Consider the following 7280-nt stretch of genomic DNA (forward strand, 5'->3'; position numbering starts at 1 on the left):
TCAGCGCACCTCCGGGAAGCCGAGGTCGACCGTGGACGAGGCCGGGTCGGGCCAGCGCGACGTGACGACCTTGCTGCGGGTGTAGAACTGGATGCCCTCCGGGCCGTACATGTGCAGGTCGCCGAAGAGCGAGGACTTCCAGCCGCCGAAGCTGTAGTAGGCCACCGGTACGGGCACCGGCACGTTGACGCCGACCATGCCGCAGTTCACGTCGTACTGGAACCGCCGCGCCGCCCCGCCGTCCCGGGTGAAGATCGCCGTGCCGTTGCCGTACTCGTTGTCGTTGACCAGCTCGAGCGCCTGCTCGTAGGTGTCGGCCCGGACGACCGACAGCACCGGACCGAAGATCTCGTCGGTGTAGAGCGGCGAGTCGGTCGGCACCTTGTCGACCAGCGACGCGCCCAGGAAGAAGCCGGGGCCGGAGCTGACCGGTGCCGCGCGCCCGTCGACCACCACCTCGGCCTCGCCCGCGCCGGCCAGATAACCGGCCACCTTGTCGCGGTGCTCGCGGCTGATCAGCGGGCCCATCTCGGCCGCCGGGTCGCTGGCCGGGCCGACGGTGATCCGGGCGATCCGGTCCTTGATCGCGGCCACCAGCGGATCACCGACCGCGCCGACCGCCACCACGACCGAGACCGCCATGCAGCGCTCACCGGCCGAGCCGTACCCGGCGCTGACCGCGGCGTCCGCGGCCGCGTCGACGTCGGCGTCCGGGAGCACGACCATGTGGTTCTTCGCCCCGCCCAGGGCCTGCACCCGCTTGCCGGCCCGGGTGCCCTGCTCGTAGACCGACCGGGCGATCGGTGTGGAGCCCACGAACGACAGTGCCTGCACGTCCGGGTGGGCGATCAGCGTCTCGACGGCCTCCCGGTCGCCCTGCACGACGTTGAACGCGCCGTCCGGTAGCCCGGCCTGGCGCAGCAGGTCGGCCAGCAGCAGCGAGACCGACGGGTCCTTCTCGCTGGGCTTGAGCACGAAGGTGTTGCCGCAGACCAGCGCGTTGCAGAACATCCAGATCGGCACCATGGCCGGGAAGTTGAACGGCGTGATGCCGGCGACCACCCCGAGCGGCTGGCGGATCGAGTAGACGTCCACCCCGGTCGAGGCCTGTTCGCTGTACCCGCCCTTGAGCAGGTGCGGCGCGCCCGCGGCGAACTCGATGTTCTCCAGGCCGCGGGCCAGCTCGCCGCCCGCGTCGGCGACGGTCTTGCCGTGCTCCTGGCTCACCAGCGACGCGATCTCCTTGCGGTTGGCGTCGACCAGCTCGCGGAAGCGGAACATGACCTCGGCCCGGCGGGACAGCGACGCCGCCCGCCAGGACGGGAAGGCGGCCTTGGCGGCGGCCACCGCGTTCGCCGTCTCGGCCGCGGTCGCCGCGACCACGTACGCCTGCTGCTCCCCGGTGGCCGGGTCCCAGACCGGCAGCTGCCGGCCGCTGCTGCCCGCGACGGCGGTGCCGTTCAGCCAGTGTCTGATCTCGCGCATGTGGCCTCCTAGACCAGGTAGTCCGAGAGTCCCCGGCGGACGTACCGGCCGTGGCCTTTACGTCCCTGGTAGGCGCCGTCCTGGACGACGAACGTGCCGCGGGAGATGACGGTGTCGACCTTGCCGTCGATCTCCCAGCCCTCCCAGGCGGAGTGGTCCATGTTCATGTGGTGGGTGGCCGCGCTGATCCGGGTACGGCCGTTCGGGTCGTAGAGCACGATGTCGGCGTCCGAGCCGGGCGCGATGACGCCCTTGCGCGGGTACATGCCGAACATCCGGGCCGGGGTGGTCGCGATCGTCTCCACCCAGCGGGCCAGCGACAGCTTGCCGTCGACCACGCCCTGGTACAGCAGGTCGACGCGGTGCTCGACGCTGCCGATCCCGTTGGGGATCTTGGAGAAGTCGCCGAGGCCCAGCTCCTTCTGGTCCTTCATGCAGAACGGGCAGTGGTCGGTGGAGACCACGGCCAGATCGTTGGTGCGCAGGCCGCGCCACAGGTCGGCCCGGTGGCTCTCGTGCTTGCTGCGCAGCGGCGTCGAGCAGACCCACTTGGCGCCCTCGAAGCCCGGCGCGCCCAGCTGGTCCTCCAGCGTCAGGTACAGGTACTGCGGGCAGGTCTCGGCGAAGACGTTGCGGCCCTGGTCCCGGGCCGCCGCGACCTGCTCCAGCGCCTTGGAGGCGGACAGGTGCACGATGTAGAGCGGGCAGTCCGCGGCCACACCGGCCAGCCAGATCGCCCGGCTGGTGGCCTCGGCCTCCAGCTCCTGCGGGCGGGTCAGGCCGTGGTGGATCGGGTCCGTCTCGCCGCGTTCGAGGGCTTGCTTGACCAGCACGTCGATTGCCGGGCCGTTCTCCGCGTGCATCATGATCATGGCGCCGTTGTCGCGGGCCTTCTGCATCGCCCGCAGGATCTGCCCGTCGTCGCTGTAGAACACCCCCGGGTACGCCATGAACAGCTTGAAGCTGGAGATGCCCTCGTCGGTGACGAGCTGGTCCATGGCCTTGAGCGCGTCGTCGGTGACGCCGCCCAGGATCATGTGGAAGCCGTAGTCGATGTGGCAGTTGCCCTCGGCCTTGGCGTGCCAGGCGGCCAGCCCGTCCTGCACCACCTCGCCGTAGCGCTGCACGGCGAAGTCGATGATCGTGGTGACCCCGCCGAACGCCGCCGCCCGGGTGCCGGTGTCGAAGGTGTCGCTGGCGTGTGTCCCGCCGAACGGCAGCTCCATGTGGGTGTGCGCGTCGACCGCGCCCGGGATCACGTACCTGCCGGTGGCGTCGATGGTCTCGATGTCGGCTGGGCCGCGGCCCGGCGCGAACACGGCGGCGATGGTCTCGCCGTCGACGAGCACGTCGGCGGGGGAGGCCCCGGTCGGGCCGACCACCGTCCCACCCTTGATCAGGAAGCTGCCTTTAGTCCGGTCAAGGGCGGCGGCGGGGCGGTTGGACGGGCTCACGGGGCCACCAACCCGTCGTAGCTGTCCGGGCGGCGGTCGCGGTAGAACGCCCAGCGGTCCCGGACCGTGGTGAGCAAATCCATGTCCAGGTCGCGGACGATCAGCTCGGGGTTGTGGGTGTCGCCGACCGCGCCGACGAACTTGCCCTCCGGGTCGACGAAATAGGACTGGCCGTAGAAGTCGTTGTCGCCGAGCTCCTCGACCCCGGTGCGGTTGATCGCGCCGATGAAGTACTCGTTGGCCACCGCGCTGGCCGGCTGCTCCAGCTGCCACAGGTACGACGACAGGCCCCGGCTGGTGGCCGACGGGTTGAAGACGATCTGCGCGCCGCCCAGACCCAGCGCGCGCCAGCCCTCGGGGAAGTGCCGGTCGTAACAGATGTAGACGCCGACCTTGCCGACCGCGGTGTCGAACACCGGGTAGCCCAGGTTGCCGGGGCGGAAGTAGAACTTCTCCCAGAAGCCGTTGACCTGCGGGATGTGGTGCTTGCGGTACTTGCCGAGGTACGAGCCGTCGGCGTCCACCACGGCCGCCGTGTTGTAGAGGACGCCGGGCTGCTCCTGTTCGTACATCGGCAGGATCATCACCATGCCGAGCTCGGCGGCCAGCGCCTGGAAGCGTTCGGTGGTGGGGCCGGGGATCGACTCGGCGTAGGAGTAGTAGGCCTTGTCCTGGACCTGGCAGAAGTAGGGGCCGTAGAACAGCTCCTGGAAGCAGATCACCTTGGCGCCCTGGGCGGCGGCGTCGCGAGCGTAGTCCTCGTGCGCCTTGATCATCGATTCCTTGTCGCCCGTCCAGTTGGTCTGGACGAGGGCGGCCCGGATGAGGTTGCTCATCGTGGCGGCCCCTCTCTGAGATCAGTGGTGGCGTGGGTCACCCCACGATTGTGATCGTCCGTCCACCCGCTGTCATCGTCCCCAGCTCATCGCTTGACATCCGGGGTCGATGTCGTAGGACACTAATGACACAACCACGGGCGGACAATTGCCCGCGTGTAACCAAATGTTTCGGCGACGTAAGAAGCGCGCCGGGCCGCGGGCGGGAGGTCGGGCGGTTTGCTGGGGCTCATCACGGGCGCGGTCGACGACCGCAGCGCCCGGGGCATCGCCGCGGCGGTCAGCCGGCTCGTCACCGCCGGTGAGCTGCCGGTCGGGGCGCGGCTGCCCACCGTGCGCGACGTGGCCCGCGAGCTCGGGGTCAGCCCGACCACGGTCAGCGAGGCCTGGCGCAGCCTGTCCCGGGCCGGGGCGATCCAGACCCGGGGCCGCTCCGGCTCGTTCGTCGCCGCCCCGGTCCTGCCCCGCCAGCGCCTGCGGTACGCCCAGCTGCACGGCCTGCTCACCGGGGTGGCCCGGGACTTCTCCACCGGCGTGCCCGACCACGACCTGCTGCCCAGCGTCACCGACTCGCTGCGACGGATCGGCGACGCCCGGCTCACCACGAGCTACCTCGACGCCGCTGTGCTGCCGCCGCTGGAGCGCGTGCTGCGGCAGCGCTGGCCGTACCCGCCGGATCAGCTCACTGTGGTCGACGGGGCGCTGGACGCCCTGGACCGGGTGACCGCCACGCTGGTCCGCTTCGGCGACCACGTGGTGGTGGAGAACCCGGCCTTCCCGCCCGTGCTCGACCTGCTGGAATCGGTCGGCGCCACCGTGGTGGGAGTGCCGATCGACGAGCAGGGGATGTGCCCGGACGCGCTGGGGGAGGCGCTCAAGGCGTACGACCCGGTCGCGGTCTACCTGCAGCCGCGGGCGCACAATCCGACCGGGGTCAGCATGACCGTGCGCCGGGCCGGTGAGCTGGCCGATGCGCTGGCCGCGTACCCGGAAGTCATGATCGTCGAGGACGACCACGCCGGCGACATCGCCACCGCGCCCCCGGTCAGCCTGGGCAGCCGGCTGCCGGACCGCACGGTGCACGTCGCCGGCTTCTCCAAGAGCCACGGCCCGGACCTGCGCCTGGCCGCCCTGTCCGGCCCGGCCCCGCTGATCACCGCGGTGTCCGACCGGCGGCTGCTCGGACCCGGCTGGTCCAGCCGCCTGCTGCAGGCGGTGCTGCTCGACCTGCTCACCGACGCGGACGCGATCGCCCAGGTCGCCGCCGCCCGGCAGGTCTACGCCGAGCGCCGATCGGCGCTGCTCACCGCCCTGGCCGCGCACGGCGCCACGGCGACCGCCGCCGACGGCATCAACCTCTGGCTGACCGTCGAGGATCAGCAGATGGCCATGCTCGCCCTGGCCGCGCACGGGATCGCGGTGGCCCCCGGCGCGCCGTTCGAGGTCACCGGGCTCGGCGCCGAGCACGTACGGGTCACCGCCGGTCTCGTCCGCGACGACTTCGACTCCCTGGCCCGGACCCTCGCTTCCGCCGCCGGCGCGACCGCGCGCGGCAGCGGCCCCCGTTCCCGCCCGCACCCGCGGGGCTGGCGCTGACTCCCTTGGAGGACCCCGTGACCGATGACCTGCTCGCCCGGCACCAGGCCGTGCTGCCCTCCTGGGTGACGACCTACTACGGCGACGACGCGATCGAGCTGGTGCGCGGCTCCGGGCGCCGGGTGACCGACGCGAACGGCCGCAGCTACCTCGACTTCTTCGGCGGTGTGCTGACCAACATGCTGGGCTACGACATCGCCGAGGTGCGCGAGGCCGTCGAGCGCCAGCTGGCCACCGGCATCGTGCACAGCTCGACGCTGTACCTGATCCGGCAGCAGGTCGAGCTGGCCGAGAAGATCGCCCGGGTCTCCGGCATCCCGGACGCCCGGGTCTTCTTCACCAACTCGGGCACCGAGGCCAACGAGGCCGCGCTGATGTTCACCACCAACTTCCGCCGCTCCAACCAGATCCTGGCGATCCGCAACAGCTACCACGGCCGGTCTTTCGCCGCGATGGCCATCACCGGGCACCGCAGCTGGTCGGCCAGCGCGCTGAGCCCGATCTCGGTGTCCTGGCTGCACTCCGGCGAACGCCTGCGCGGCCGGATGAAGGGCCTGTCCGACGGCGAGCACATCGACGCCGCCGTCGAGGACCTGCGCGAGGTGCTGGCCACCACCACCGCGGGCGACGTCGCGGCCCTGATCGCCGAGCCGATCCAGGGCGTCGGCGGTTTCGTGCACGCCCCGGACGGGCTGCTCGGCGCGCTGAAGAAGGAGCTCGACAACCACGGGATCCTGCTGATCGCCGACGAGGTGCAGACCGGCTGGGGCCGTACCGGTGAGCACTTCTGGGGTTACCAGGCCCACGACGTGCAGCCCGACCTGATCACCTTCGCCAAGGGCATCGGCAACGGCTTCGCGCTGGCCGGCGTGGTGGGCCGCGCGGAGCTGGTCAACGCGGTCCCGGCGACCAGCTTCTCCACCTTCGGCGGCAACCCGGTCTCCACGGCCGCGGGCAACGCCGTGCTGGACTACGTGCTCGACCACGACCTGCAGGCCAACGCCAAGCGCACCGGCACGATCCTGCTCGACGGCCTGCGCGCGGTGGCCGGCGAGGCGAAGATCGTGGGCGAGGTCCGCGGCCGGGGCCTGATGATCGGCATCGAGTTCGTCCGGCCGGGCACCACCGAGCCGGACCCGGCCGCGACCATGCGGGTGTTCGACGAGTGCCGCAAGGGCGGCCTGCTGGTCGGCAAGGGCGGCCTGTACGGCAACGTGCTGCGGATGGGCCCGCCGCTGACCCTGACCGAGGACGAGGCGCGCGAGGGCCTGGGCATCCTGGTGCAGGCGATCCGTACGGCCGACGCCGAGGCTTTCTGAGGCACCCAACCCCGTCGTAGCTGGCCGCTCGTCGACCCGCCCGAGGGCGACTGACCCGGTGAACGCCGGGCCCGTGCGGCCGGGCCCGGCGTGACCGGTCAGGTCTGAAAATTGTTTTGATCCATTCTGGGAGCGCTTCCGTATTGAGGACCGAGGTCCTACGACAGGAAGGCTCAGGCGACAGAATGAATCGCTCCCGTACTCCCGCTCGGCGCTGGCAGATCGCCGGCGTCGGCGCAGTCGCCGTGGCACTCGTCGGCGTCGGCCTGGGTGTGGCATCGGCCGACGAAGCCGCCGCCCCCACGGTCAACTGCCCGGCCGTCGCCGGTGCCCTCGGTACCGTGCCCACGCAGGCCCAGGCCGAGATCCAGCGCAATCTGGCCCTGCTGAACACGCAGATCGCCGAGGCCAACAAGCGCCTGATCACCAGTCAGGGCGAGGGCGGCAAGAACTTCATCCAGAACGCGATTCTCGGGCCCCTGCAGGACAAACGAGTCGCGACCATCAACCGGATGGCCACCGCGATCGGCCGCAACGCGGCGAAGCCGGTGCTGGACGTGGACGGCCTGGCCACCTGCTCGCTGAACGAG

The 7280-nt window shown here is 71.1% G+C and carries 5 protein-coding genes and 1 pseudogene; 3 read left to right on the forward strand and 3 right to left on the reverse strand.

The genetic code is table 11. The annotated features are described in order from the left end of the window. From Aau02nite_RS20220 to Aau02nite_RS20230, 3 genes are read right to left on the reverse strand one after another with little or no spacing between them, the layout of a single operon-like run. The gene (locus Aau02nite_RS20220; RefSeq protein ID WP_212990071.1) at positions 1 to 1485 is read right to left on the reverse strand and encodes a CoA-acylating methylmalonate-semialdehyde dehydrogenase; all 1485 of its coding nucleotides are present in this window, start codon (positions 1483 to 1485) and stop codon (positions 1 to 3) included. Positions 1486 to 1493: 8 nt separating this feature from the next. Beyond that, entirely contained in the window at positions 1494 to 2939 is a 1446-nt protein-coding gene (hydA, locus tag Aau02nite_RS20225) for a dihydropyrimidinase (protein WP_246595293.1), read from the reverse strand. Continuing rightward, entirely contained in the window at positions 2936 to 3775 is an 840-nt protein-coding gene (locus tag Aau02nite_RS20230; protein ID WP_212990072.1) for a nitrilase-related carbon-nitrogen hydrolase, read from the reverse strand. The genes hydA and Aau02nite_RS20230 overlap by 4 nt, the downstream gene beginning before the upstream one ends. Positions 3776 to 3994: 219 nt before the next feature. On the opposite strand from Aau02nite_RS20230, the gene Aau02nite_RS20235 reads away from it, so the two are divergent. The 3 genes and pseudogenes from Aau02nite_RS20235 to Aau02nite_RS20245 all read left to right on the forward strand — a co-directional run. Continuing rightward, positions 3995 to 5371 carry an aminotransferase-like domain-containing protein gene (locus tag Aau02nite_RS20235; protein WP_212990073.1) on the forward strand — a complete coding sequence of 459 codons (1377 nt, stop codon included), beginning with the start codon at positions 3995 to 3997 and terminating at the stop codon, positions 5369 to 5371. Positions 5372 to 5388: 17 nt separating this feature from the next. Continuing rightward, the gene (locus Aau02nite_RS20240; protein ID WP_212990074.1) at positions 5389 to 6690 is read left to right on the forward strand and encodes an aspartate aminotransferase family protein; all 1302 of its coding nucleotides are present in this window, start codon (positions 5389 to 5391) and stop codon (positions 6688 to 6690) included. A 185-nt stretch (positions 6691 to 6875) separates the two neighbouring features. Next, positions 6876 to 7280: pseudogene (locus tag Aau02nite_RS20245) on the forward strand (hypothetical protein); the annotation flags it as partial.

Origin of the sequence: Actinoplanes auranticolor, from assembly GCF_018332655.1 — a bacterium.
In the GTDB taxonomy this organism is placed as follows: domain Bacteria; phylum Actinomycetota; class Actinomycetes; order Mycobacteriales; family Micromonosporaceae; genus Actinoplanes; species Actinoplanes auranticolor.

What these genes read in the sequence shown, in the direction of transcription:
- Aau02nite_RS20230 (WP_212990072.1), bottom strand. Translation starts at nt 3,775, where the DNA reads ATGAGCAACCTCATCCGGGCCGCCCTCGTCCAGACCAACTGGACGGGC.
- Aau02nite_RS20220 (WP_212990071.1), bottom strand. Translation starts at nt 1,485, where the DNA reads ATGCGCGAGATCAGACACTGGCTGAACGGCACCGCCGTCGCGGGCAGC.